This is a genomic window from Cupriavidus sp. HY129, assembly GCF_059492215.1.
In genome coordinates, this window is the sequence record NZ_CP083254.1 from 2609726 (window position 1) to 2634140 (window position 24415).

Sequence of the window (24415 nt, forward strand, 5' to 3'; positions counted from 1 at the left end):
CGGCGCCAGGATTCTGAAAGTCAGTCAAAGGCGGACAAACGCATTGGCATTGCCTCCCTACAATAGGCATAGTGGTTGATCCGCCGCATGGCTGACACCAGGAGATAGCCTTCCCATGCCCGCCTCGCACCGCCGCCGCAAGATCGCTCTCTGGAGCCTGTTCACGCCACTGGCGCTGATCGCGCTGGTGGTCGTCGTCGTCCTGACCTTCGACTGGAACCGCATCAAGCCGTGGCTCGACGACAAGGTCACACAGGCCATCGGCCGCCCATTCGCCATCAACGGTGACCTGACGGTGACCTGGAAACGTGCCGAGGGCGAGGCCGGCTGGCGCGCGCTGGTGCCGTGGCCCCGTCTGTCGGCCAAGGACATCACGGTCGGCAACCCGGACTGGGCCAAGCAGCCGAGCCTCGCCACCATCCGCGAGCTGATCTTTATCCTGCGGCCAGCCCCCCTCCTGACGCACGAGATCAGCGTGCCAACGATCGTGGTGGACAGCCCGGCGGTCTGGCTCGAACGCCTGGCCGACCGCCGTAACAACTGGACATTCGATACCGGACCGGAAACCGGCGAGTCGCCGTGGCATCTCGATGTTGGCGAAATCGTGCTGGAACGCGGCAACCTGTCCCTGAACGACGGCGCGGAGAAGATCGAGTTGCAGGCCACGCTCGACACCATCGGCGACCAGCCACTCTATGATCAGGAACGCGACGGCGCGCTCGCCCCGTCCGCTGACGCCTCGGCGGCTTCCGCGCTCGCGGGCGCGCCAAACAAGACGGAAAGCAAACCCGAGAGCCGTTATGGCATCCGCTGGAAGGTCGTCGGCCATTACAACCAGGCCACGATCAATGCGACGGGCAAGGCCGGCACCGCGCTGAGTCTGCGCGACACCAGCAAGCCTTTCCCACTCCAGGCCGATGTACGCGTCGGCGGCACGCGGGCCCGAATCGAGGGAACGCTGACCAATCCGGCGGAACTGGGTGCGCTGGACGTGAGTCTGGTGCTGTCCGGCGACAACATGGCGCGGCTCTACGCGCTGACCGGCGTGGTGCTGCCATCCACGCCGCCGTACGAAACACGCGGCCGGCTGGTGGCCACACTCAAGAAAGGCGCATCGTCCTATACATACCGAAATTTCACGGGCAAGGTTGGCAGCAGTGACCTCGGTGGCACGCTGACGTTCGCGCAGCGCGCGCCACGACCGCTGCTGTCCGGTGAGCTGGTGTCGAAACAGCTGCTGTTCGCCGACCTCGCGCCGATCATCGGCGCCGAGGCCAAGCCCGGCCAGGCCGCCGCGGAAAGCACGGTCAAGCAGCCCGCGAACAAGGTGCTGCCAGTGGCGCCCTTTCATACCGAGCGCTGGGATGCCATCGATGCTGACGTGACGTTCACGGGAGAGCGCATCGTTCGCGACGAAACGCTGCCGATCACGAAACTGGCCACGCACGTCAAGCTGACCGATGGTGTGTTGCGGCTCGATCCCCTCAATTTCGGCCTGGCCGGCGGCAACCTCGTCTCGACGATCCAGCTCGATGGCAAGCGCGAGCCGATGGCCGCCATGGTCGACATGCACGCACGCCATCTGCAGATCCGGCAGCTTTTCCCGAAGATCGAATCGATGCACGCGAGCGTCGGCGAGGTCAACGGCGGTGCCAGGCTGACCGCCACCGGCAACTCGGTCGCGGCGCTGCTCGGCTCGGCGAACGGCGAAGCCCGGCTGCTGGTCGAGAATGGCACGGTCAGCAAGTTCATCCTCGAGGCAATCGGCCTGAACGTCGGCAGCGTGGTGATTTCGAAGCTCTTCGGCGACAAGCCGGTGCAGATCAATTGCGGCGTCAGCGCGTTCGGCTTCACCAATGGCGTGGCCCAGGCGCAGACGTTTGTGCTCGACACGCAGGATGCCGTGGTCAAGACTGATGGCGCGATCGACTTCAAGGAAGAGCAGCTGGCACTGACGATTCATCCCGATTCCAAGGGGTTACGCATCTTCTCGCTGCGCTCGCCGCTCTACGTCGGAGGAACATTCAAGAAGCCGTCCGTCAGTCCGAACTACGCCATCCTGGCACTGCGCGCCGGCAGCGCGCTGGCGCTGGCATTCACGGCGCCTGTCGCGCTGGTGGTCCCCCTGCTCGACATCTCGCCGCCCGAGGACAGCCAGTGCGGCAAGCTGCTGGCGAACCTGAAAAAGCGGCCCGTCATTGCCACGCCGCCGGGCAAGCCCGGTCCAAAGAACCGGCAGCCCGCATCCAGCCCGCCTGCCTCCGCCGCACCGCACAATCCGTCGCGTCCTGCCAACGATGCGCAGCTCTATCAGGGGGGCTGAAGACCGACCATGGATTCCGCATAGCTTCCACGCAACAGATCGTTGAAAGAATCTGTTGCGGATTTGCACTTCCCCCCTTCACCAACGTTGTGCATGCCCGACGTCAGTCGCATAATCAGACGGCCATTGACTAAGCAAGCATTTAACACAATGGCGAACAACGGTTGCCGTTGCTGGTCCAGTCCAGCCATTGACGACCTTGTCTGGTGCGGCCTCGCGCCGCACTGGTTTTTCTTTCGCGCGTCTTATCGCCTGGGCCCCCGAATCATTGCCGGCGGCGCGAACCACCCCATTGCCACCGCGCCCCCATGACGTTGCCCCACGCCGCCGTCCCCCCGATCAGTTGGCTGATCGCGCTGACGGTGTGCAACCATTTGGCGTTCAACGCCAGTCGCGTCGTCGTTTCCCTCTTTGCCATCTCGCTGAAGGCGTCCACCGTGACGCTGGGCATCCTCATGTCGCTCTACGCGCTATTGCCGATGTTCCTGGCGATTCGCGCCGGCAAGCGCATTGACGAGATCGGGCCACGCCTGCCGATGACGGCGGGCTCGCTGATGGTGGTGGCCGGCACGCTGCTGCCGGCGGTCTGGCATGACATCACCTCGCTGTACGGAGCCTGTGCGCTGATCGGCGTGGGCTTCATGCTCGTGCAGGTGGCCATGCAACTTCTGATCGGGCAGGTATCGACCAACGAGACCCGCCTGCGCAACTACACGCTGCACGCACTGGGCCTGTCCATCTCTGGCACGCTGGGTCCCGTGGCGATGGGCTACATGATCGAGCACGCCGGATACCGTGCGGCATTCTGCGTGCTGGTGGTCATCGCGCTGGTTGGCCAGGCTGGCCTGCAGTACGTGCGTCCGCGCCTGCCGGCCCAAGGCGGCAACGCAGGCAGGATCGCCATCGAGGACGGCTCGCGCCGCTCGACGCTGGATCTGCTCCAGCACCCCGAGTTGCGCGCGGTGTTCATCGCCAGCGCCGTGCTTTCGGCCGCGTGGGATCTCCACGCGTTCCTGATTCCGATCCAGGGCACGCATATCGGCCTGTCTCCGTCGTCGATCGGCTGGGTGCTCGGTGCGTTCTCGATCGCCACGCTGGCGATCCGCGTGGCCATGCCGATGGTGTCGCGCCACTTTTCGGAATGGCGGATCATCCGCCTGGCGCTGACCGTGGGCGCGATGGCGTATCTGGTCTATCCGTTCGTGTCGCACTTCTGGCTCATGTGCAGCCTGGCATTCGTGCTCGGCCTCGCGCTGGGCAGCGCCCAGCCGAACGTCATGAACATCCTGCACACGGTGTCGCCGTCGGGCCGCGCCGGCGAGGCGCTTGGCCTGCGTTCGGCGGTACTGAACACGAGCCAGGTGGTGTGGCCGCTGACCTTTGGCGTGGTCGGCACGGCGCTTGGCATGTTGCCGATCTTCCTGTCGATGGCCGGCGCGATGGGCATGGCGGGTTACTACTCGCGCAAACAGTCGCGCAAGATCGCCCTGCCCGACTGAAGCACCCGGTGCGCCCCCCGGGGTGCCCTGAGCGCGTTGCGGCAACGCAAATGCAGCGTGCAGCGCATTCGCTATACTCGAAGTACGCTTATCCGCGCGATTCGTGCGCGGAACGCAAACCTTCCTGATACGCGACATGACCCAACTCGCAGACCTGCGCCGCAACTACATGCTGAGCGCGCTTTCCGAAACCGACGTCGCTCCCGACCCGATTCGCCAGTTCCAGTCGTGGTTCGACGAAGCCATGCAGGCCAAGCTGCCCGAGCCGAACGCCATGACGCTGGCTACCGTGGGCGCAGACGGCCAGCCGTCCGCGCGCATCGTGCTGCTCAAGGGCATGGATGCCGACGGTTTCACATTCTTCACCAATTACGAAAGCCGCAAGGGCGTGGACCTGCTGGCCAACCCGCGCGCGGCGCTGTTGTTCCATTGGGTGCAGCTCGAGCGGCAGGTCCGAGTCGAAGGTATCGTCGAGAAGGTCGAGGACGCGGAGAGCGACGCCTACTACGCGTCGCGGCCGCTCGGCTCGCGCCTGGGTGCCTGGGCATCCGAACAGAGCCGCGAGGTTGCAGGGCGCGACGTGATCGAAGCGCGCGAAGCGGATTTCCGCAGCAAGTTCGGCGAGAACCCGCCGCGCCCGCCGCACTGGGGCGGCTACAGGCTCAAACCGACTTGGATCGAGTTCTGGCAAGGCCGCCCTTCGCGCCTGCACGATCGAATCGCCTATCGCCAGAACGCCGATGGAAACTGGCAAATCGTGCGGCTCTCGCCCTGACGCCATCAGCGTCTGCGAGGTCTGATAGACATTTGTCCAATGAAGGACCTGCACTGCACAATTTCAAAAATTGGCGTAAAGTTTGACGGTTGCTGCACCGGCTATGCACCGGTGCGCACCCCAAGGCCAGCGCTGCGTATGAACGCGCAGTGATCGCAGCAGACCGTGGGGCATTCGTTCGAGAGGGATAACCAACCAATCGGGAGAAAGCCGCATGTTTTTCAAGCAGACCCTGGACAAGCAACTCGATAGCTGGATTGCCGATGTGCGCGAGCACTCGAATTTGCCCGTCAAGCTCCGACTCTGGAATGGCAGCGAATATCAGCTCGGCAGCTTTGACAGACCCGCCGTCACGCTGACCGTGCGCGAAGCCTCCGCGCTGCCATTCTTGCTAGTACCCAGCCTGGACAACCTCAGTGAAGCGTATGTCCAGGAGAAGATCGACCTCGATGGGCGCCTGGCCGACATCATCAAGGTGGGATACGGTCTCTCCGCCGCCGCCGCCCGCCGTGCGGGCGGCGTGCTGAACAAGGTGGCGCAGCATTTCACGCACACCAAGGCCGAGGACAAGGCGTCGATCCAGTATCACTACGACGTTTCCAACGACTTCTACAAGCTCTGGCTCGATCCGAACATGGTCTATTCATGTGCGTACTTCGAGAACGGCAACGAAGACCTGGCCACCGCGCAGCTCAAGAAGATCGACCATATCCTGACCAAGATCCGCTTGGAACCTGGGCAGACGCTGCTCGACATCGGTTGCGGCTGGGGCGCGCTGGTGCTGCGAGCCGCGCAAAAATTTGGCGCCAGGTGCGTGGGCATCACGCTGTCACAGAACCAGTTCGATCTGGCGACCGCGCGCGTGAGGGCTGCGGGCCTGCAGGACCGCATCGAGATCCGCCTGCAGGACTATCGCGACATCAGCGGGCAATTCGACCGCATCACGAGCGTCGGCATGTTCGAACACGTCGGCAAGGATAACTTGCCGGGTTATTTCGCCCGTATGCGCGACCTGCTGGCCGAAGGTGGCGTGGCGATGAACCACGGCATTACCGCCACCGACCCAGACAGCGGCGAGATACCGATGGATGGCTCGGGCTTCATGGATCGCTATGTGTTCCCACAGGGCGAGTTGCCGCATATCGGCATGGTGCTGACCACGATGCAGAAAGGCGGCCTCGAAGCCTTCGACGTGGAACTGCTGCGCCGCCACTATGCGCAGACGCTGCGTCACTGGGCGGAGAATTTCGAGACCAATGCCGATACCATCCGCGAGATGGTCGGCGAGAAGAAGTTCCGCATCTGGCGCATCTATCTGGCGGGCTGCTCGCACGCATTCACAAGCGGGAAGATGTCGATCTACCAGGTGGTATGCCAGAAGGCCGATCGCAATGCCGACACATTCCCGACGTCGCGGCGTTATATTTACGCGTCTCCGATCGGTACGCCTTCCTGACGCTTGACTGAGAACCTCGACCTATTCGGCGATGCCCCGGCATCGCCGCCCGTTGCGAAGCCCGCCGCCCGACCTGCGGCGGGCGATCCCGAAAAGAAAAAGCCCGTTGGCAAGATCGTCCAGCCTTGGACGCCCGACGCCGCGTTGCAGGCGCTCGCGAAGCAACTGCCGCCAAATCTCTACTTCGGCACCTCGTCCTGGTCCTATCCCGGCTGGCACGGCATTACCTACGACGGCCAGTACACCGAGAGCCTGCTCTCACGCAAAGGTCTGAGTGCCTGTGGCCAGCATCCGCTGCTGCGCGCGGCTGGCATCGACCGCGGTTTCTACGGCCCGATTCCATTGGCCGATTACCTGAACTACGCCTCGCAGGTGCCCGAAGACTTTCGCTTTCTGGTCAAGGCGCCCGCCAGCGTGTGCGACGCATGGCTGCGCGGCCCCGATGGCGCCGGTCGGCTGCAGAACGCCGCGTTCCTCAATGCCGAGATCGCAATCCGTGACTTCATCGAGCCGGCCACGAGCGGGCTCGGCCCGCGCTGCGGCCCTCTGCTGTTCCAGCTTTCACCGCTGGCTGGCATGGCGGATGACGGCCCCGCTTTCCTGGCACGGCTGGACGCCTTCCTTGCCGAACTGCCCGCGCTGGACCGCGCGGTGACGCCAAATGCCTGCTATGCCGTGGAGATCCGTGACGCGGCGCTGCTGACGCCACGCTACATCCGAATGCTGCGCGAGCGCGGCGTGCGTTTCTGCCTGGCCGCGCGTGACCGTCTGCCGCCCGTGCAACGTCAGGCTGCGGCGCAGGCATTGATGGACGATGGCGCGCCCGGCCCGCTGGTCTTGCGCTGGATGCTGCGTGATGGCCGGTCCTATTCGATGGCCGAGCAGGCATTCTCGCCGTTCGACAAGCTCGTGGACGAAGACGCCGAGACGCGCCACGCCATCGCTGACGTGATCGTGCGCACGCTGCGCGCCGGCCAGCCCGCCTATGTCATCGTCAGCAATAATGCCGAAGGCTGCGCGCCGTTGAGCATCGCGCGGCTCGCTGAGGTAATCGCCGGGAAGCTGACGACCTAGCGCCGCATCCGGTGCGAGAAATCGCGCCGGAATTTCGTCAGCTTCGGCGAGATCACAAACGCGCAGTACCCTTGCGCCGGGTGCTCCTGGTAGTAATTCTGGTGGCTGGCCTCGGCGGGCCAATAGGGTTGCTCCGGCTCCACCTGTGTCACGATCGGCGCATCGTAGACATGCTCGGCAACCAGCTTGCCAATCACATACTCGGCGACCGCACGCTGCGCCTCTGAGTGCGTGAAGATGCTGGAGCGGTACTGTGTGCCGACATCGTTACCCTGCCGGTTCAGTTGCGTCGGATCGTGGATCGAAAAGAAGATTTCAAGGATCTCGCGATAGTTGATCGCGGACGGGTCGAATGTCACCCGCACCACTTCGGCGTGCCCGGTATCTCCCGCGCAAACCTCGTGATAGGTGGGCTGGCTGACGTGTCCGCCCGTGTATCCCGATTCCACCGCGCGCACACCGGCGACCTGTTGGTAGACCGCCTCCAGACACCAGAAGCAGCCGCCACCGAGCGTGGCGATTTCAAGGCCATGGTCCATTTGCTCGTCCCCTTCCAGTCGCGGACGCCACGCTGGCTCGCGCAGGCGTCCTGTCTAGGATAAGCACTGGCCGCGCTTGCTGCCGACTTTAACGCGCCCGGACGGCTTCCAACGTCACTTCAGCGGTGATTGGCTGGACTCCGCTACAATCGCAGACAACGTTGGCTCGCCTGCTTTGTGCGAAAAACCACCGAAAACATCGCAAACGCGGTTTAGGTTGATACGCGTTGAATGCAAGGCGGCCATCCCGATATGAAGATCATGGATTTGTGTGAAGCCCGAGACATGGGCATACCCGAGGCCGAGACCCCGATCATGGCGCGCAAGGCCACCGCCCCCGATTTCGACAGCCAGCATTTCAAGCGGGCGCTGTCGCAGTTCGCCACCGGTGTGACCGTGATCACGACGCGCGCGGCCGGCCACCCGCACGCCAACGGCGCTCCTTTCGTCGGCATCACCGCGAGTTCGTTCAACTCGGTATCGCTCGATCCGCCGCTGGTACTGTGGAGCATGGCCACCCGCGCCAACAGCCTGCCGATGTTCCGTGACGGCTCGCACTACATCATCAACGTGCTGGCGGCGTCGCAACTCGACCTCTGCCAGCGCTTTGCCACGCTCAAGGGCGACCGGTTCGCCGGCGTCGACTATCGCCTTTCCGCCACCGGATTGCCCATCCTTGCCAACGCGCTGGCATGGTTCGAATGCCACAACCGCAGCCGCTATGACGAAGGCGATCACGTGATCTTCGTCGGCGAGGTCGAACGTTGCGGCATTTTCGATACCGGCGGACAGCCGCTGGTGTTCCAGGGCGCCCAGTTCTCCACGCTTTCGCCGCTCGACCGCTAGGCTAGCCGCCCGCTTCCTTCACGATCGCCAGCGGCGATCCGTCGGTCTTGATCCGCTGCAGGACGATGTTCGAGCGGATATCCATGACACCCGGCGTGCGATAGAGCCGGTTCACGATGAAATCCGAGTAGTGCTTCAGGTTGCGCGCCTGAACGCGAAGGATGTAGTTGCTGTCCCCCGTGATCACATAGGCCGTGAGCACTTCCGGCCACGTCTGCACGACCGCGTTGAACGTGTCGTGCCACCCCTCCACGTCGTGCCGCATCGACACCTGCACGATGGCCTCGATCTCCAGCCCGAGCTTTTCGGCGTCGAACCACGCGTGGTAGCCGCCGATTACGCCACTCTCTTCCAGCAACCGCACGCGCCGCAGGCACGCCGACGGCGACAGCGCCACGCGGTCGGCCAGGTCCTGGTTGCTGATGCGGCCGTTCTCCTGCAGGCACGTCAGGATGCGCAGATCGATCGGATCAAGGTTCATTTCGCAGAATCCACGAATTTCCAGAATTGATACGCAATTTTATGCGAAAGAAGGCCAAATCGACGGCCCATTTCGCAAGGCTTTTTTCGGGCAGTTTGACTATGATGCCCACACACACCGCGCCCGAGAAAAAGCGCAGACGCGAGACACCATGCCCCAAGCCCCCCACAGACACGACGGTCGCCGCATCTGGGATATTTCCCCGGCCGTTTCGCCCGCCACGCCAGTCTGGCCTGGCGACACACCGTTCCAGCATGACCCGGCCTGGCAACTCGACGAGCACTGCCCGGTGAACGTCGGCCGCATCACGATGTCGCCGCACACTGGCGCCCATGCCGACGCCCCGCTGCACTACGCGGCGGATGGCGCGCCGATCGGAGCCGTTCCGCTGGACGCCTACCTGGGCCCGTGCCGGGTGATCCACTGTATTGGCGCGGCACCGCGCGTGGAACCGCATCACATCGCGCACGCATTGGCCGGCACGCCGCCGCGTGTGCTCTTGCGCACCTACACGCAGGCGCCGCAAGGCATATGGGATTCCGCTTTCTGCGCCGTGGCGCCGGAGACGATCTCGCTGCTAGCCCGCCATGGGGTCCAGCTGATCGGCATCGACACGCCGTCGCTCGATCCCGAAACCTCGAAGACGATGGACGCGCACCACGCCGTGCGTGACCACCAGCTTGCCATTCTCGAAGGCATCGTCCTCGACGAGGTGCCGGCCGGCGACTACGAACTGATCGCGCTGCCGCTGCGCCTGGCCACGCTCGACGCGAGCCCGGTGCGCGCCGTGCTGCGCGAGCTCCCCTGACATTCACGAACCGATTTCGAACGGACGAAGACCGCATGACAACGCTGACCCGAGCACACTGCCAGACGCTGGACCGGGACGACCCGCTCCGCGCACTGCGCGAACAGTTCGCCCTGCCCGAGGGCGTGATCTACCTCGATGGCAACTCGCTGGGCGCACGCCCGCGCGCCGCCGCCGCGCGCGCCGCGGAGGTCGTGAGCGAGGAATGGGGCAATGGCCTGATCCGCAGCTGGAACACCGCGGGCTGGTTCGACCTGCCGCGCCGCCTGGGCAATCTGCTGGCTCCGCTGATCGGCGCCGGCAATGACGAGGTAGTGGTCACCGACACGACATCGATCAACCTGTTCAAGGTGCTGGCGGCCGCGCTGCGCGTGCAGCGCCTGCGCGATCCGGCCCGGCGCGTGATCGTGTCCGAAGCCAGCAACTTCCCGACCGATCTCTATATCGCCCAGGGCCTGGCCGATCTGCTGCAGCAAGGCTACGAGGTCCGGCTGGTCAACAGCCCGGACGAGATCGACGCCGCCGTAGGCGCAGACACCGCGGTGCTGATGCTCACGCATGTCAACTACAAGACCGGCGAGATGCTCGACATGGCCGGCCTGACCGAGCTGGCGCACGCACGCGGCGTGCTGACCGTTTGGGATCTGGCCCATTCGGCCGGCGCCGTGCCCGTGGCACTCAACGTGGCCAAGGCCGATTACGCGATCGGCTGCACCTACAAGTACCTCAACGGCGGCCCGGGCTCCCCGGCTTTCGTCTGGGTAGCACCCGCGCTGCGCGACCAGTTCTGGCAGCCGCTGTCGGGCTGGTGGGGCCACGGCGCGCCGTTCGCGATGTCGCCGCAGTACGAACCGGCGCAGGGCATCGGCCGCTTCCTGTGCGGCACGCAGCCGATGACGTCACTGGCCATGGTCGAATGCGGCCTGGATATCTTCGCGCAGACCAGCATGACCGTGCTGCGCGCCAAGTCGCTGAAGCTGACCGATCTGTTTATCGAGCTGGTCGAGGCCCGCTGCGCCACGCACCCGCTCTCACTGGTCACACCGCGCGACCACACGAAGCGCGGCAGCCAGGTCAGCTTCGCGCACCCCGACGCCTACGCGCTGGTGACCGCGCTGATCGAGCGCGGCGTCATCGGCGACTATCGCGAGCCGGGCATCGCGCGATTCGGCTTCACGCCGCTCTACACGAGCTTTACTGAAGTGTGGGACGCCGTCGAGATCATCCGCGACGTGCTCGACAGCGGCGTCTATCGTGACGCGCGCTTTGCCGTGCGGACGGCGGTGACCTGAGCGGGAGTCGATCATGAGCGAATTCAAGGGATGCCCGATGGGGCACGGAACCGCCCCGCAAAACGGTGATGGCGGTGATAGCGGCGATGGCTGGCACGGCGCGCAGATGGATTTCGCGCGCGACATGAGCTATGGGGACTACCTGGGCCTGGACCAGATCCTGAGCGCCCAGCATCCGCTGTCTCCGGATCACAACGAGATGCTGTTCATCGTCCAGCACCAGACCACCGAACTCTGGATGAAGCTGATGCTGCACGAGCTGCGTGCAGCGCGTGACGGCGTCAAGTCCGATCAGCTCCAGCCGGCATTCAAGATGCTGGCGCGCGTCTCGCGCATCATGGATCAGCTTGTGCAGGCGTGGAATGTGCTGGCGACGATGACGCCGCCCGAGTACTCGGCGATGCGGCCGTACCTGGGGGCGTCGTCCGGCTTCCAGTCATACCAGTATCGCGAGATCGAGTTCATCCTCGGCAACAAGAACGCAGCCATGCTGCGTCCGCACGCGCATCGGCCCGAACATCTCGAACTGGTGGAGACCGCGCTGCATACGCCGTCGATGTACGACGAGGCCATCCGGCTGATGGCACGGCGCGGCTTCCAGATTGACCCCGAGGTCGTGGAACGCGACTGGACCCAGCCGACGCAGTACAACGCATCGGTGGAAGCGGCCTGGCTCGAGGTCTATCGCAACCCGTCGGCCCACTGGGAGCTTTACGAACTCGGCGAGAAGTTCGTCGATCTGGAAGACGCGTTCCGGCAATGGCGCTTCCGCCACGTGACCACGGTCGAGCGCGTGATCGGATTCAAGCGCGGCACCGGCGGTACCGAAGGCGTCAGCTATCTGCGCAGGATGCTGGACGTGGTGCTGTTTCCGGAACTGTGGAAACTGCGGACAGACCTGTAATGCCTGCTGGTTTGCTCCCCTCCCCCCAATTCATGGGCGAGGGGAGCGCATAGCGGCGGCACTCAGACTTGTCGCCCGGCCGGGTCCGACAACCGCGTGGCCAACGCCTGCAACGCAGGCGCCAGCTTCTCCCGAAACACCTCCTCGCCGACGGCGCCATACGATGCGCTGCAGCTGAGCATGTGCAAGTCCTTCTCCCCCACCGGACGAAACGCCACCGCGCACGCGTGAATGGCGGGATGCCAGTCACGGAACGACGCCGCATAGCCGTCACGCTCCGCCGTCGCCAATGCAGCGCGCGTCGGCGCTTCCTGTGCCTTCCATTGTTCCGGGAACGCCTGCGCGAACTCGGCCAGCACGCGATCGCGCCGGGCCTGCGGCAGCGCAGCCAGATAAGCCCGCCCCATCGAACTCGATACCAGCGACAGGCGCGATCCCACGCCCAGGCCGAGCATCGCGCCCGCGTCGTTCCGGATCGACTCCAGATAGATGACTTCCAGCCGCTCGCGCTTGCCCAGTGACACCGAGACACCGTGCTGCTGCGCGAATGCCAGCATGTGCGGACGCGCCAGCGCCACCACGCCGGAGGCCGACAGGTACGAGAACCCGAGTGCCAGCACGCCGGCATCGAGCGCATACTTGCCCAGGCTGTCGTCATAGCGAAGGTAGCCAAGCTGCACCAGCGTGCCGGCCAGGCGGCTGACCGTCGCCTTCGGGAAGCCGGTGCGGCGCACGAAATCCTGATTGCCGAGCATGGTCTCGCCCGTGCGGAAACAGCGCAGCAGCTCCAGTCCGCGCGCCAGCGCAGTAACGAAGTTCGGATCGCTTTCGCGTTCACGCGGGGCCGGCTCTGCGGCTGGCGCGACGGAATTGGATGAAATGTCCAAGGCGAAACTCCAGATGGGGTTGGTCGATTGCCGAACGCAAATCTCCGGGGCGCGAGATTTCCCCTGTTGCGCCGCGGATCGGTTCGGCTATACTAGCTCATCGGAACAAGGTTCCGCAATGCGGAACCAAAGAAATTCCACCCGATTCCCACTTCGTGTCGTTTTTCCCGGATTGTGTGAAGGCTCCAGGCCTTCCTCGCCACATCAAAGAAGGAGACCTCCATGGCTGCCAACGCCGAATTCAACTGGGCTGACCCGCTGTTGCTCGACCAGCAACTGACCGCCGACGAACGCATGGTGCGTGACGCCGCCGCGGCTTACTGCCAGGACAAGCTGATGCCGCGCGTGCTGCAGTCCTTCCGCAACGAGAAGACCGATGTGGAGATCTTCCGCGAGATGGGCGAACTGGGCCTGCTCGGCCCGACCATCCCCGAGCAGTACGGCGGCCCCGGCCTGAACTACGTCAGCTACGGCCTGATCGCGCGTGAAGTGGAGCGCGTGGATTCGGGCTACCGTTCGATGATGAGCGTGCAGTCGTCGCTGGTCATGGTCCCGATCTACGAATTCGGCACCGAAGCCCAGAAGCAGAAGTACCTGCCCAAGCTGGCCACCGGCGAGTGGATCGGCTGCTTCGGCCTGACCGAACCCAACCATGGCTCGGACCCGGGCTCGATGGTCACGCGCGCCAAGAAGGTGGCTGGCGGCTACGAGCTGACCGGCGCCAAGATGTGGATCACCAACTCGCCGATCGCCGACGTGTTCGTGGTGTGGGCCAAGCTGATGGGCGACGATGGCAAGGAAGCCATCCGCGGCTTCATCCTGGAGAAGGGCTGGAAGGGTCTGTCGGCCCCGGCCATCCACGGCAAGGTTGGCCTGCGCACGTCGATCACCGGTGAAATCGTGCTGGATCAGGTATTCGTGCCGGAAGAGAACATCATGCCGAGCGTCAGCGGCCTGAAGGGTCCGTTCACCTGCCTGAACTCGGCCCGATATGGCATTGCCTGGGGTGCGCTCGGTGCTGCCGAATTCTGCTGGCATACCGCACGCCAGTACACGCTGGACCGCAAGCAGTTCGGCCGCCCGCTGGCCGCCACCCAGCTGGTGCAAAAGAAGCTGGCCGACATGCAGACCGAGATCACGCTGGGCCTGCAAGGCTGCCTGCGCCTGGGCCGCATGAAGGACGAAGGCACCGCCGCGGTGGAAATCACCTCGATCATGAAGCGCAACTCGTGCGGCAAGTCGCTCGACATCGCCCGCGTGGCGCGTGACATGCTCGGCGGCAACGGCATTTCCGACGAGTTCGGCGTGATCCGCCACGTGGTCAACCTCGAGGTGGTCAACACCTACGAAGGCACGCACGACATCCACGCGCTGATCCTGGGTCGCGCGCAAACCGGCCTCCAGGCATTCTTCTGAAGCCGGAAGCATGAAAAAAGCCCGGTCTTGAGTCATCAAGCCGGGCGGAAGCACACTACCAAGGAGACGACGGGCGAGCCCGCCGTTTTACGACATCATTCGAAAGGTCAGTGGCACTGAACCGGGCCAGGGGCAAACCCCGGGCCCGGTTTTTTTCACTTGTTGGGCTGCGGCGTCAGACGCAGGTACGGACGTACGGCCTTGTAACCCTTCGGGAATTTCTGGCGGATGACCTCTTCGTCCTTCAGCGAGGGCACGATCACCACATCGTCGCCGTCCTGCCAGTTGCCCGGCGTGGCCACGCTGTGATTGTCGGTGAGCTGCAGCGAATCGATGACGCGCAGGATCTCGTTGAAGTTGCGGCCGGTGCTGGCCGGGTATGTAATGATCAGGCGGACCTTCTTCTTCGGGTCGATGACGAACAGGGAGCGCACCGTCAGGGTTTCGTTGGCGTTCGGGTGAATCATGTCGTACAGCTCGGACACCTTGCGGTCGCCATCGGCCAGGATCGGGAAATTGACCGAGGTCGACTGGGTGTCGTTGATGTCCTGGATCCAGCCGTGATGCGATTCCACACTATCCACCGACAGGGCGATCGCCTTGACGTTGCGCTTTGCGAATTCCTCTTTCAGCCGGGCGGTCAGGCCCAGCTCGGTCGTGCACACCGGGGTGTAGTCCGCCGGGTGCGAAAACAGGACACCCCAGCCATCGCCGAGCCAATCATGGAAGCGGATACGGCCTTCGCTCGATTCCTGTTCAAAATCCGGTGCGATATCGCCAAGACGCAGTGCCATCGGGGGTCTCCTGAAACAACAGTAAATAAACGTAAGGAACGACGTGTAAACACAGGGAACCGAGCTTAGTTGGATTGCCTTCCAACCCAAACGAATATAAAGTCACTACAAAATCACTCGAAGTCATAAAGACTTGTGGTGACCACGCTTTGACGTCCCCTGCCTTGGCGCGCTACGGCCGAAACGGGGGCGTGGCAAGTGACAGCAGCATGGATTTGCGGATTCAGGCTTGAAACGATGGCAGGCCGCCACATATGCTACTTGGACGACAAGAAACGCCACAAGCCAGGGCTGGCAAGGCAAAATGTCACCACTTGAACCAACCGCCCGCAAACAGGAGAAACTAATGAGCGATGTCAAGACCGTTCTGTCCGATGCCGAGGAACTGCTGAAGCAAGCGGCCTCGACCACCGGGGAAAAAGCTGCCGAACTGCGCGAGCGTGGCATGGGCCTGCTGAAGCAAGCCAAGGAAAAGGCCCAGGATCTGCAAGACGCCGTGGTCACCAAGAGCAAGGCCGCCGCACGCGCCACCGACGACTACGTGCATGACCACCCGTGGCGCGCCGTGGGCGTGGCAGCCGGCGTGGGCCTGCTGATCGGTCTGCTGCTGAACCGCAAGTAATACCCATCGCAGCACGGCGTCCTGGCCGCGCATCTGCGCCGGACGCCCTGGCCTGAGGCCCGGTCCGCGGCACCGCCCGCCGCACCGGGACCTTTCCATTGCAGATGCCGCCACTGCGAGCGCATCGATCCTTCGCCGGAGCCGCATGAGCGAATCCCCTTCCCCCAAGTTCCTGGAGTCCGTTCGCAACCTCGCCAGTTCCGTGGTGTCGATGCTCCAGACGCGCCTGGAACTGGCCAGTGTGGAATTGGCCGAGGAGCGCGGCCGGCTGATGAAGGTTGCGCTGCTGGCGTGCTTCGGACTCGTCTTCTTCAGCATGGCGCTGATGACGTTCACGCTGCTGGTCGCCATCGTATTCTGGGAAAGCTACCGCTGGCAGGCCCTCGGCATCATCATCCTGGCCTACCTCGCCTGCGCCGCGATCTGCCTGCTGCTGGCGCGCCGCATGGTCCGACGCGCGCCGCCGCTGTTCGAAGCCACGCTGGCCGAGCTCGACAAAGACAGGGAGATGCTGCGCCGATGACCACGCCCGCCGACGATTCGACCAACCTGGGCCAGCGCCACGAGCATGCGCGCCCGGTCCGATTCTCCAAGGAAGTCCGACTGCCGCTGGAGATCCGCAAGGAACTGCTGATCACCCGCGCGGCGCTGGAACGCTACGACGCCGTGCAGGCGCTGCACAACGTCAAGGGCGGCGTGCGCCGGATGACCAGCCTCGGCAACTGGCTGCCAAACCTGACCCACACACCCGGCTGGCTCAAACTGCTGGGTCTGACGCGCGAATATCCAATGGTCAGCACGGCGATCACGCTGGCGCTACCGCTGCTGCGGCGCACACCGATCGGCCGTGTCGCCTGGAAGGTCTCGAAGCTTGGGGTCGTGGCCGGCGCCGGCTATTGGGCCATCAAGACCTGGCAGTCCGTGCGGGGCGTACCGGCGAATGCTGGTGCATCAAAAGCGTCCACCCCGACTGCACCGACCGCACCGACCGAGGTCGTCGACACCGGCTTCCGCGATCCGCTGGTGAAATCCCCACCGGCAACCTCCACCCCACCCCAATCCTGACTAGCTGACCTCCACGCGATTACGTCCGGCACGCTTGGCCCGATAGCAGGCCACATCGGCGGCGCCGAGCGCGTCTTCCGTGCTGGAGGTCCGCTCATCGAGCCGGATCAGCCCCACGCTGACGGCGACCGAGAACACGTGCCCCCGACAGGTAAAGCGGAACGCAGCAATCGCCTGACGCAAGGATTCCGCCACCCGTTCGCCATCACTCGGCAAGCAGTGTTCGAGCAGCACCGCGAATTCGTCGCCACCCAACCGCGCCAGCGTATCGCTACGGCGTAGCTGCTGGCGCATGAGATCGGCGATCTGGCAGAGCAGTTCGTCCCCGGCGGCATGGCCACACGTATCGTTGACAGCCTTGAACCGATCCAGATCGAGGTACATCAGCGTGTGCGTGCAGCCCTCCTGCCGGGCCCGTGCAATTGCCGTTTCGAGCCTGCGCTCGAACTCGGGCCGATTCACCAGACCGGTCAATGGATCATGGCTGGCTTCATAGGCCAGCTGGGCCGCGTGCGCGCGTTCCAGGCTGACGTCGTGGAGCACGACCACCACGCCAATGGCTTGCCCAACCTTGTCCCGGATCAGCGCCACGGAGGGCTTGACGACCACTCTCGCCGAAGACTCGCCCGCCGAACGCCGGCTCAGGACCGTGACGGTCTGGCTCGGCCACGTCCCGCCCAGCGCACGTGGCACCAGATCAGTAACCAGATCGCACGTGACTTCATCGGTCAACGGACAAACCTGAGGCAGGAAGCAACCGGCGGCTTCAGCCTCGGTCCAGCCCGTCATCGCCTCGGCCACCGGGTTGAGCGATTCGATCCGTCCCCAGACATCGGTCGTGATTACTGCCTCGCCAATTGCCTGAAGCGTGACCTGCGCCCGCTCCTTCTCCGCATGCAATTGCGCCTCGAAGCGCTTCCGGTCCGAGATGTCGCTGAGCGAGCCTGCCATGCGCACGGCCTTGCCAACCGCGCTGCGCACCATGCGGCCCCGCGCCCGCGTCCAAAGATATCCCCCCGCCTTCTTCCGTAGTCGCAGTTCGATGTCGTACGGCGTGCCCTCGCGCATGTGCCCCGACAGGCGGCGCCCCAGTTCGGTGACGTCGTCGGGATGGGTCAGCGCCATCAGGGTCTCGACCGCGTGCGGGAGTTCGGTGGCGCGATAGCCGAGCATTTCCGCGCACCGAGGGGAAAAATAGAGTTCTCCGCGATGCGGATGCCAGTCCCACAGGCCATCGTTGCTACCGGCCACCGCTAGTTGCAGGCGTTCCTCGCTAGTCGCAAGTGCGGCGCGTAGCTGCCGCTCCTTGATCATCATGCTGCGTGACACCCACGTGACCCACGCAAGCAACGCCACCGCCACCGCAATCGAGCTCCACGTCAGCAGCGCGCGCACGCGCCGCGAAGCTCTGCCGAGAGTCGAGGAGAACGCCGCCTCCTGGGGTGTCAGCCGATTGTCGATATCGACGATCTCGCGCTGGATAGGCGCCACACAGCGAGCATCGCAGTCGCCAGCACGAAAGCGCTCGCGCAATGTCCGGGACAGCGTGTCGAGCCGGGCGATATCGACATCGGCCGCCGCCCAGATCTCGATAGCTTCGTCAATCTCCGCGACATCGCGGAACGTGCGGTAGAGCCGGATCATTCCGGAAATGTCGTCGGTATGATTGCCGCCGATCAGCAGCCCTTCGACGGCCCGCGTATGGTCATAGCGCGGATGCTTTTCCAGTTCGATACGCGCCTGACGATCGCCAAGCGGCACGGCGATGGCGGCAAGGTATGCGTCGTAATCGGTATCGAGCTGGCTGCGCGAATAGTTGAGCAGGTGCAGGACCGCGGCCTTCTGTCCCTTGGTCCAGAGGCTTTCCCCGGCGACGAAGCTGCGCGCGGCGGATAGCACGTCCACGCTGGCAACGCAGAACAAGGCCAGCGCCACAACCACCGGAACGAACGGCCAGATGAGGTTCGATACGTGCTCACCGACCGGCAGGCTACCCTCACCAGCTCGCTGCATTGGAGACTTCCCGTGCCGGACGTTCCGGCACCATCAAACGACTACGTCGCGCCAGATGTGGCGCAGCGTAGCCATTGTCAGCGAGCCCGCCCGGGGTGTCTCTAACTCAGACTGGGTAATTGAAACGGTTCAACCGGCACGTCAGCCCATCAAGACGATCAACAGCATGACGCCATTGACGACGGCGAGCGCGCCGAGGACGAACGCCGCATGTGACACGTGGTGCAACCGGTCGGCCAGCAACCGAACCGATGTTGGCGCCACGTTGCGGCCCCTGCCGTGTGCCAGTACCCAGGCGCACATGCAGAGAACGGCCACCGGCAGGATCAGCCAGGCGAGCACCCAGGGCGGAACGTCACGCGCCGCACGTGCCGGGACGGCAGATGTCGCAATCGTCACAGGCTCGCTGCGGACAGGAGGCGAGAGCGCCGGGGGCGGCGCCGTCGACGCGACGGACAATGCCTTGATCGCTGGCGACAACATCGGGGCCGGCGCGGGTGTGGGTGCAAGTGCAAGTGCAGGTGCAGGTGCAGGTGCAGGTGCAGGTGCGATAGTCGGCGGACGGTTCGCCGTCGAAGCCATGGTTCGCGCGGTCACGGGATGCTCGACAGGTCGCCTCGCAGGCATTCGCCGCCAGTCCGCGAACACCTCGTCGACGCACGTGACCGTCTCGCAGCCATTGCGCTTCCTGCGCCAGGCCGCAAGATCGGCCGTGCTCAGCGTGCCCGCATGCAGCATCCGCTGCTGGTCCGCGTAGATGCGTTCGTAGGCAACATTGAGCATCGCGTACTCGCAGATCAGCCGCTCGCCTGACGCCAGCCGGGCAGCCGGGCGCGCGCAGTAACTGACCGACGGATCGACACATCGGACGGTACTGGCCTGATAGTTCGGCGGACAAACGATCTCGGACGCCCGCGCGCTGCTGATGGCTGCGAGGCCCAGGGCAAGAAGAATGGCCAGCCGGCCTGCAAGCCGCTTCATGACATCCTCTCATCGGTCCTTCGCCATGTTGCGTGCGACGACCAGCCTGGAGATATCCGGATTAAATACCATGATCGACTGCGCGCCAAAGCCCGAGACGCTGCCACGCAAGTTGCGCGCAATCGGCGCAACGATCACTTGTGACGCGGCCTGCCCAGCAAGCTCCCGGCCATCGTTGGCACACGGACGCCTATCACGCCTATCACGCCTATCACGCCCATTACGCCCATTACGCCCGAAGCCCCATCATCGGCGATGCAATCGGACTCGCACCCCATTGCCCGAGCGGACAGTGACGCGCCCTACCACCTTGGGCACGTGCATGGGGTCCGCATCCACCCGATAACGACGCACGATGCTGGCCAGGATCAGCACGGCTTCCTGCGTCGCATAAGCCGCGCCGATGCAAACACGTGGCCCCTTGCTGAAGGGGATATAGGCGCACTTTGCCGAGGCCTTTCCGGCTTCCGTTTCGAAACGTTCCGGCGCAAAGTCGTCGGGGCGTTCCCACAGCGTCCGGTGCCGATGCAGCAGCCACGGCGAGATCAGGATCGGCGACCCCGCCTTGACGTCCTTCTTGCGTATGCACTGCGATTGCGTGGCTTCACGTACGAAGAAGCCGACCGGCGGATACAGCCGCAGCGTCTCGCGAAACACGTTCCCCAGCGCAGGCAGGTCCTTGATATCTCCGGCCACAAACTCCCGATCGCCGACCACTGCCTCGATCTCCGCCACGATCTTGTCTTGCAGATGCGGGCATTGCGACAGCAGATAGAGCGCCCATGTCAGCGCGCTGGCCGATGTCTCGTGGCCGGCAAGGAACAGCGTGCAGACCTGATCCACCAGTTCCTCGTACGAGAGACTGTCACCCGTGACCGGGTCCACCGCGTCCATCATGCCGGAGAGAATGTCCTGACGATCGGAAAGCTTCGCTTCGTCCCTTTCAGCCATCCGCCGCGCGATGATGCCGGAGAGAATCGCACGAATCTTCCGCGCCGCGCGCCGGCTGCCCCAGGTCGACAGCACCGGCGGCAACCTATAGATCATCAGGATCATCGCCCGCTGGGCATGATGCTGGAACTCGAGGAACGCGTCGTAGATCTCCTGCGCCGTGGAGGCCTCGAGATTGTCGGAAAGGATCGTGCGAAAGATGATGTCGGCGGTAACGTAGCTCATCTCGCCATCGACTTCATGGCTGCGCCCGTCCGCCACCGCGTCCAGACGCTGCAGCATCGACGCCGCCGCGTCCGCCATCAGCGAGAACACCAGCTTCAGACGGGCCTGCGCGAACGCCGGCTCCACCAGTCGGCGCTGGCGTTCCCACTCATCGCCGTTGGTCGTGAAAATGCTTGACCCCAGCAGCGGTTCCAATGCCCGTTGCATCAGCTCGTGCTTGGGATACTGGTGGGTATCGCCCAAAATGCGGCGCACCCAGTCAGCATCGTTGACCATGAAGATATCCATGCCGGGCTGGGATATCTTGCCCATCTTCATCGAGTAGCTGCGCTCGAAGAGCACATCGATCCACGAATTCCAGCCACGCAGGAAACGCAGAATGAACGAACTCTTGCGCACATGCGGCTTGGGATACGGCGGCTGGAAACTCATGACGTCGGGTTCAGCTTCAGAAAGTCAGAATGGTTGGATGCGGCTAGGACCAGCCGTCATGCGAAAGTAGTCGTACTCGTTCGGCAACGCGCTCGCCATCAGGTACTGAAAATGCATGCGCTGACGATTGAGCTTCATCCGCGCATAGGTACGCTTGTCGAACATCTTGAACGGGCGCACCACCTGGGCAGTTGGACGGCCACCGCCGCGGATGCCCGAGACATCGAGCGGATTCGCCTGCGAGAAGCACAGGGCGTCTGCCCTGGCATTCATGTCGAGCCACGACATCGCCCGCTCGTCGGCAAGGCGACCCAGATCGTGGTGGAACGGCTTCGCCGTCGGCATCAGGCTCAGCAGCGGAATGCACTGCCCCAGCGTGACAAGCGTGATCCTGCCGCGTTGTTCGTCCGACAACAGCGCCGTCAGCCGCGCCGCGATGGATACCGCCAGGATCGACCCGACGCTGTGGCCCACAAGCAGGACCTCGTCCGACGGTGACGCTTGCTGGTCCAGACGAATCCATTCGGCCAGCGCATCCACTCTTGCCATGACGTCGATGGGTTCCCGCGCCCCCCATGCCTGCACGAAGCAGTAGGTCCGCAATAGCCAGAACACCGCCAGCCGGTTGGCCAGCGCGATGCCGCCCGCGCCCAGCGCCGCGCCGGCGGCAATGCCACCCGCCCACGCCCATCCGGATGCAAGTCCTATCACACCAAGCAAGCTGCCGACGCCGACGCCGCAAGCGATCGCGAGCAATAACAACAGAGCAAGATAAGCCATTGGATACACCGCGCTGAAGAACGGCCCGCGAAACGTTTTCTTCAGCCGGCCCAGCGCGCCGCAGCGGATGTAGTACCCGTAGTCCCGTACCGCCGCCATGATCACGCGCAGCAGGCTCCCCTGCCAGTGGCGGCGCACCAGATCGTCCCAGTGCAGGTAGTGGTAGGTCGTCTCCACGTCGTGCCCGTCCCAACGGCTATCCACATTCCAGGCGCTAACCAGAGGATCGAGCTTCGCACGTTGGCCCACCGAGATCGACGCCCCATCATGATGCGCGGCCTGCTTGGCCGACTCTTCGCGATACAGGCGGTGATAGTAGCCAGCGCCACGTGGGTCGAAGCCGGCGACGTAATACACCTTGCGGCGCGTGACATCCTTCGGAATCGTTGCCGACGCGGTATGTTTCGCTTTGGTCGTCTGGTTCATTGCGTCCGCTCATGCAGCTTCTTCTTCAGTACCAGATCCACCACGGCCTGCTCGCGCTTGTTGGCACGCCGACAATGGTCCTTCTGAAAAAGATCGGTGACCCAGATGATGGCGCGAGCCCACCAGCGATGCTGCGCGCGCCAGGCGTGGGACGATACCGACTCCCATGCATAGCCGTTGAACAGCGTGGCATTGACGAACTGATCGAGCGCCCTCACGCCAGCGCGGCCACGCTCCGTCTTGCCGAAGAATCCGACATAGACGATCAGCAGATAGCCAACAACCGCGAGCGGCACGATAAAAGTCATCAGCAGGAATCCAGCGATGCGTTCTCTCATATGACAAACATTGAATCTCGATGATCGGTATCGCGCTCGTCATCCAACCACCAGCTCCGCAACGAAACTGATCGTGGTCGTGATATCCCAGGGGCGGCCGCTGTAGGCGTCCGCCAGAATCAGCATCGTCATGCAGACGATACGGGCCGGTGCCGATGCGGCTAGTCGCCAACGCTTGTTCTCCAGTGCGGGCAGCAGCGCATCGTCCGCATAGAACGACGAATTGATCTGTGAATTGCGCACCAGGTAGTTGCGGAAGCGCGTGAAGACGCTCATATCCACTGCACCGGGGTTATTCCAGAAGGCACCCAGGGAACCCTGGAACGTCAGGCCGCGCTTGGCATAAAAGCAGCGTCCCAGCGCAATGACGGGCACGCGATGGAACAGCGCCTGCAGCCCGCTGGTGGAGTTGACTGTGACCAGACCCAGGCAGCGATGCAGCAACGACGGCAGATGCGCATCGTGGATATACACGACGCGGTCGGTCACGCCATACTGCACTGCGGATGCCGCGACCACCTTGCCGTAGTCGGTATGCCCGCGGTCCATCGGGTGATGCTTCACCACCAGCAGGCTATCGGCAGGCGCATCCGCGGAAAACGATTGAATGGTCCACTCGATGAACTCTTCCATGCGCCGCCACGGGCTGTGCACGCGGATCTGACTGTCGTTGTGAACCTGCAGGGCGACCATGAAGAAATGCGGATGATCGCTATTCAGCAAGCGCTGGCGAACGCCACGCTCCTGCCACCGGTAGGCGTGCTTCCGGTACCACGCACGCGTCCATAACGCCAGTTCATGCAAGCCGAACGGCTTGTGATGCCGATAGTCCGGGTAGCGGCGCGCGCCGAGCATACCGCCGACGAAATACCAGAAGGAGTACAGCGCCATGTTGCGGAACGCATGTGCGAACCGACGCGGCCTGGTCGGCAGCGTCGTGGCGGGAAGCTCTTCCATCGTGACGGCGGACAGCGGTGAATCGGCATTGACGCCTCCCCGCTCCAGCGTGATGTAGTCCGGACGCACGTAGCCTTCCTCGAACACCCAGAATGGCATCCCAAGGGACTGGGCCACGCGAGCGGCGATGCGATGCTGTCGACGACCGGAGCCGAACACGACGATGGCTTCGATTCGACGTTCGGCCAGCAGCCGGCGCAGCGTAGCCTCCCAGATCACCATCGGATCGGTGAAGCGCACGATATCGCCACTGCGATAGAAAAGATCGTCGCCACCATTGAAGTTCACCTTCACCACCTGACTGCCACGGCCAGTCAGGTAATCACGCAGGCGCGCGAAGAACGGACCATTCGGCCCCTGGAGCAATAACACGCGGCGATAGCAAGCCAGCCGGTCAAACGGCGCGCCCCCGCCGACGCGCTGAAGCTCGGAGGCAACGCTGCCCCCTTGCTGCGGCACGACGGCTGGTTCTCTTCCGTAGATTGCGGACTTCCCGTCCAATGACGAAATCATGCTCGCCTCGAATTCTTG

23 protein-coding genes are annotated in these 24415 nt (G+C 63.9%); 13 read left to right on the plus strand and 10 right to left on the minus strand.

All coding sequences use genetic code 11. The features are described from left to right. Positions 1–115: 115 nt before the first annotated feature. From K6G35_RS11940 to K6G35_RS11960, 5 genes are all read left to right on the plus strand, one after another. Positions 116–2323 (plus strand): AsmA family protein, encoded by a 2208-nt coding sequence (locus K6G35_RS11940; RefSeq protein ID WP_495675762.1) that lies wholly within the window; start codon positions 116–118, stop codon positions 2321–2323. Positions 2324–2631: 308 nt separating this feature from the next. Continuing rightward, a complete protein-coding gene (locus tag K6G35_RS11945; RefSeq protein ID WP_495675763.1) occupies positions 2632–3822 on the plus strand; it encodes an MFS transporter in 1191 nt (396 codons plus the stop codon). 136 nt (positions 3823–3958) lie between these two features. Next, the gene (pdxH, locus tag K6G35_RS11950; RefSeq protein ID WP_495675764.1) at positions 3959–4597 is read left to right on the plus strand and encodes a pyridoxamine 5'-phosphate oxidase; all 639 of its coding nucleotides are present in this window, start codon (positions 3959–3961) and stop codon (positions 4595–4597) included. Positions 4598–4811: 214 nt separating this feature from the next. Then, positions 4812–6053: a class I SAM-dependent methyltransferase gene (locus K6G35_RS11955; protein WP_035884792.1), complete on the plus strand. Its 1242-nt coding sequence runs from the start codon at positions 4812–4814 to the stop codon at positions 6051–6053. A gap of 3 nt (positions 6054–6056) precedes the next feature. Beyond that, positions 6057–7127: a DUF72 domain-containing protein gene (locus K6G35_RS11960; RefSeq protein ID WP_035884791.1), complete on the plus strand. Its 1071-nt coding sequence runs from the start codon at positions 6057–6059 to the stop codon at positions 7125–7127. On the opposite strand, the gene msrA is transcribed toward K6G35_RS11960, so the two are convergent. Beyond that, entirely contained in the window at positions 7124–7666 is a 543-nt protein-coding gene (gene msrA, locus K6G35_RS11965) for a peptide-methionine (S)-S-oxide reductase MsrA (protein ID WP_008646264.1), read from the minus strand. The genes K6G35_RS11960 and msrA overlap by 4 nt on opposite strands. A gap of 285 nt (positions 7667–7951) precedes the next feature. On the opposite strand from msrA, the gene K6G35_RS11970 reads away from it, so the two are divergent. Further along, positions 7952–8512: a flavin reductase family protein gene (locus tag K6G35_RS11970; RefSeq protein ID WP_024569952.1), complete on the plus strand. Its 561-nt coding sequence runs from the start codon at positions 7952–7954 to the stop codon at positions 8510–8512. Between the two features lies 1 nt (position 8513). On the opposite strand, the gene K6G35_RS11975 is transcribed toward K6G35_RS11970, so the two are convergent. Continuing rightward, complete coding sequence (locus K6G35_RS11975; RefSeq protein ID WP_008646266.1) at positions 8514–8993, minus strand: Lrp/AsnC family transcriptional regulator; 480 nt, start codon at positions 8991–8993, stop codon at positions 8514–8516. 151 nt (positions 8994–9144) lie between these two features. Between K6G35_RS11975 and kynB the strand changes: the two genes are divergently transcribed. The 3 genes from kynB to kynA are packed head-to-tail and all read left to right on the plus strand — an operon-like array spanning position 9145 to position 11997. Next, the gene (kynB, locus tag K6G35_RS11980; RefSeq protein WP_008646267.1) at positions 9145–9801 is read left to right on the plus strand and encodes an arylformamidase; all 657 of its coding nucleotides are present in this window, start codon (positions 9145–9147) and stop codon (positions 9799–9801) included. Between the two features lie 35 nt (positions 9802–9836). Further along, the gene (gene kynU / locus K6G35_RS11985; RefSeq protein ID WP_495675765.1) at positions 9837–11093 is read left to right on the plus strand and encodes a kynureninase; all 1257 of its coding nucleotides are present in this window, start codon (positions 9837–9839) and stop codon (positions 11091–11093) included. 13 nt (positions 11094–11106) lie between these two features. After that, a complete protein-coding gene (gene kynA, locus K6G35_RS11990) occupies positions 11107–11997 on the plus strand; it encodes a tryptophan 2,3-dioxygenase (RefSeq protein ID WP_008642313.1) in 891 nt (296 codons plus the stop codon). Between the two features lie 62 nt (positions 11998–12059). On the opposite strand, the gene K6G35_RS11995 is transcribed toward kynA, so the two are convergent. Then, positions 12060–12884: an IclR family transcriptional regulator gene (locus tag K6G35_RS11995; RefSeq protein ID WP_035884788.1), complete on the minus strand. Its 825-nt coding sequence runs from the start codon at positions 12882–12884 to the stop codon at positions 12060–12062. Positions 12885–13106: 222 nt separating this feature from the next. On the opposite strand from K6G35_RS11995, the gene K6G35_RS12000 reads away from it, so the two are divergent. Further along, a complete protein-coding gene (locus K6G35_RS12000) occupies positions 13107–14300 on the plus strand; it encodes an acyl-CoA dehydrogenase (protein ID WP_017510704.1) in 1194 nt (397 codons plus the stop codon). A gap of 155 nt (positions 14301–14455) precedes the next feature. Here the strand turns inward: K6G35_RS12000 and K6G35_RS12005 are convergent, their stop codons facing one another. Beyond that, complete coding sequence (locus K6G35_RS12005; RefSeq protein ID WP_008642307.1) at positions 14456–15094, minus strand: peroxiredoxin; 639 nt, start codon at positions 15092–15094, stop codon at positions 14456–14458. A 304-nt stretch (positions 15095–15398) separates the two neighbouring features. Here K6G35_RS12005 and K6G35_RS12010 point away from each other — a divergent pair, with 304 nt between their 5' ends. The 3 genes from K6G35_RS12010 to K6G35_RS12020 all read left to right on the plus strand — a co-directional run bounded on the left by K6G35_RS12010 (position 15399) and on the right by K6G35_RS12020 (position 16781). Then, complete coding sequence (locus K6G35_RS12010; RefSeq protein WP_317915246.1) at positions 15399–15716, plus strand: ElaB/YgaM/YqjD family protein; 318 nt, start codon at positions 15399–15401, stop codon at positions 15714–15716. Positions 15717–15861: 145 nt separating this feature from the next. Further along, entirely contained in the window at positions 15862–16239 is a 378-nt protein-coding gene (locus K6G35_RS12015; protein ID WP_024569953.1) for a phage holin family protein, read from the plus strand. Continuing rightward, positions 16236–16781, plus strand: coding sequence for a DUF3318 domain-containing protein (locus K6G35_RS12020; protein WP_186424888.1), 546 nt, complete (start codon positions 16236–16238; stop codon positions 16779–16781). The genes K6G35_RS12015 and K6G35_RS12020 overlap by 4 nt, the downstream gene beginning before the upstream one ends. On the opposite strand, the gene K6G35_RS12025 is transcribed toward K6G35_RS12020, so the two are convergent. The 6 genes from K6G35_RS12025 to K6G35_RS12050 form a co-directional block, all read right to left on the minus strand. Then, complete coding sequence (locus K6G35_RS12025) at positions 16782–18794, minus strand: diguanylate cyclase domain-containing protein (RefSeq protein ID WP_286881576.1); 2013 nt, start codon at positions 18792–18794, stop codon at positions 16782–16784. Between the two features lie 141 nt (positions 18795–18935). Next, positions 18936–19775: a hypothetical protein gene (locus K6G35_RS12030; RefSeq protein ID WP_495675766.1), complete on the minus strand. Its 840-nt coding sequence runs from the start codon at positions 19773–19775 to the stop codon at positions 18936–18938. Between the two features lie 246 nt (positions 19776–20021). Further along, entirely contained in the window at positions 20022–21383 is a 1362-nt protein-coding gene (locus K6G35_RS12035) for a cytochrome P450 (protein WP_495675767.1), read from the minus strand. Positions 21384–21407: 24 nt separating this feature from the next. Beyond that, on the minus strand, positions 21408–22589 hold the full coding sequence (locus tag K6G35_RS12040; protein ID WP_495675768.1) for a hypothetical protein: 1182 nt from the start codon (positions 22587–22589) through the stop codon (positions 21408–21410). Further along, a complete protein-coding gene (locus K6G35_RS12045) occupies positions 22586–22927 on the minus strand; it encodes a hypothetical protein (RefSeq protein WP_008642285.1) in 342 nt (113 codons plus the stop codon). The genes K6G35_RS12040 and K6G35_RS12045 overlap by 4 nt, the downstream gene beginning before the upstream one ends. A gap of 39 nt (positions 22928–22966) precedes the next feature. Beyond that, on the minus strand, positions 22967–24397 hold the full coding sequence (locus K6G35_RS12050) for a capsule polysaccharide biogenesis protein (RefSeq protein ID WP_495675769.1): 1431 nt from the start codon (positions 24395–24397) through the stop codon (positions 22967–22969). Positions 24398–24415 lie beyond the last annotated feature (18 nt).

What these genes read in the sequence shown, in the direction of transcription:
- kynU (WP_495675765.1), top strand. Translation starts at nt 9,837, where the DNA reads ATGACAACGCTGACCCGAGCACACTGCCAGACGCTGGACCGGGACGAC.
- K6G35_RS11970 (WP_024569952.1), top strand. Translation starts at nt 7,952, where the DNA reads ATGGGCATACCCGAGGCCGAGACCCCGATCATGGCGCGCAAGGCCACC.
- K6G35_RS12045 (WP_008642285.1), bottom strand. Translation starts at nt 22,927, where the DNA reads ATGAGAGAACGCATCGCTGGATTCCTGCTGATGACTTTTATCGTGCCG.
- K6G35_RS12010 (WP_317915246.1), top strand. Translation starts at nt 15,399, where the DNA reads ATGTCACCACTTGAACCAACCGCCCGCAAACAGGAGAAACTAATGAGC.
- K6G35_RS12025 (WP_286881576.1), bottom strand. Translation starts at nt 18,794, where the DNA reads ATGCAGCGAGCTGGTGAGGGTAGCCTGCCGGTCGGTGAGCACGTATCG.
- pdxH (WP_495675764.1), top strand. Translation starts at nt 3,959, where the DNA reads ATGACCCAACTCGCAGACCTGCGCCGCAACTACATGCTGAGCGCGCTT.
- K6G35_RS12005 (WP_008642307.1), bottom strand. Translation starts at nt 15,094, where the DNA reads ATGGCACTGCGTCTTGGCGATATCGCACCGGATTTTGAACAGGAATCG.
- K6G35_RS12020 (WP_186424888.1), top strand. Translation starts at nt 16,236, where the DNA reads ATGACCACGCCCGCCGACGATTCGACCAACCTGGGCCAGCGCCACGAG.
- K6G35_RS12050 (WP_495675769.1), bottom strand. Translation starts at nt 24,397, where the DNA reads ATGATTTCGTCATTGGACGGGAAGTCCGCAATCTACGGAAGAGAACCA.
- K6G35_RS12015 (WP_024569953.1), top strand. Translation starts at nt 15,862, where the DNA reads ATGAGCGAATCCCCTTCCCCCAAGTTCCTGGAGTCCGTTCGCAACCTC.
- K6G35_RS11940 (WP_495675762.1), top strand. Translation starts at nt 116, where the DNA reads ATGCCCGCCTCGCACCGCCGCCGCAAGATCGCTCTCTGGAGCCTGTTC.
- K6G35_RS12030 (WP_495675766.1), bottom strand. Translation starts at nt 19,775, where the DNA reads ATGAAGCGGCTTGCAGGCCGGCTGGCCATTCTTCTTGCCCTGGGCCTC.
- kynA (WP_008642313.1), top strand. Translation starts at nt 11,107, where the DNA reads ATGAGCGAATTCAAGGGATGCCCGATGGGGCACGGAACCGCCCCGCAA.
- K6G35_RS12000 (WP_017510704.1), top strand. Translation starts at nt 13,107, where the DNA reads ATGGCTGCCAACGCCGAATTCAACTGGGCTGACCCGCTGTTGCTCGAC.
- K6G35_RS12035 (WP_495675767.1), bottom strand. Translation starts at nt 21,383, where the DNA reads ATGAGTTTCCAGCCGCCGTATCCCAAGCCGCATGTGCGCAAGAGTTCG.
- K6G35_RS11975 (WP_008646266.1), bottom strand. Translation starts at nt 8,993, where the DNA reads ATGAACCTTGATCCGATCGATCTGCGCATCCTGACGTGCCTGCAGGAG.
- msrA (WP_008646264.1), bottom strand. Translation starts at nt 7,666, where the DNA reads ATGGACCATGGCCTTGAAATCGCCACGCTCGGTGGCGGCTGCTTCTGG.
- kynB (WP_008646267.1), top strand. Translation starts at nt 9,145, where the DNA reads ATGCCCCAAGCCCCCCACAGACACGACGGTCGCCGCATCTGGGATATT.
- K6G35_RS11945 (WP_495675763.1), top strand. Translation starts at nt 2,632, where the DNA reads ATGACGTTGCCCCACGCCGCCGTCCCCCCGATCAGTTGGCTGATCGCG.
- K6G35_RS12040 (WP_495675768.1), bottom strand. Translation starts at nt 22,589, where the DNA reads ATGAACCAGACGACCAAAGCGAAACATACCGCGTCGGCAACGATTCCG.
- K6G35_RS11955 (WP_035884792.1), top strand. Translation starts at nt 4,812, where the DNA reads ATGTTTTTCAAGCAGACCCTGGACAAGCAACTCGATAGCTGGATTGCC.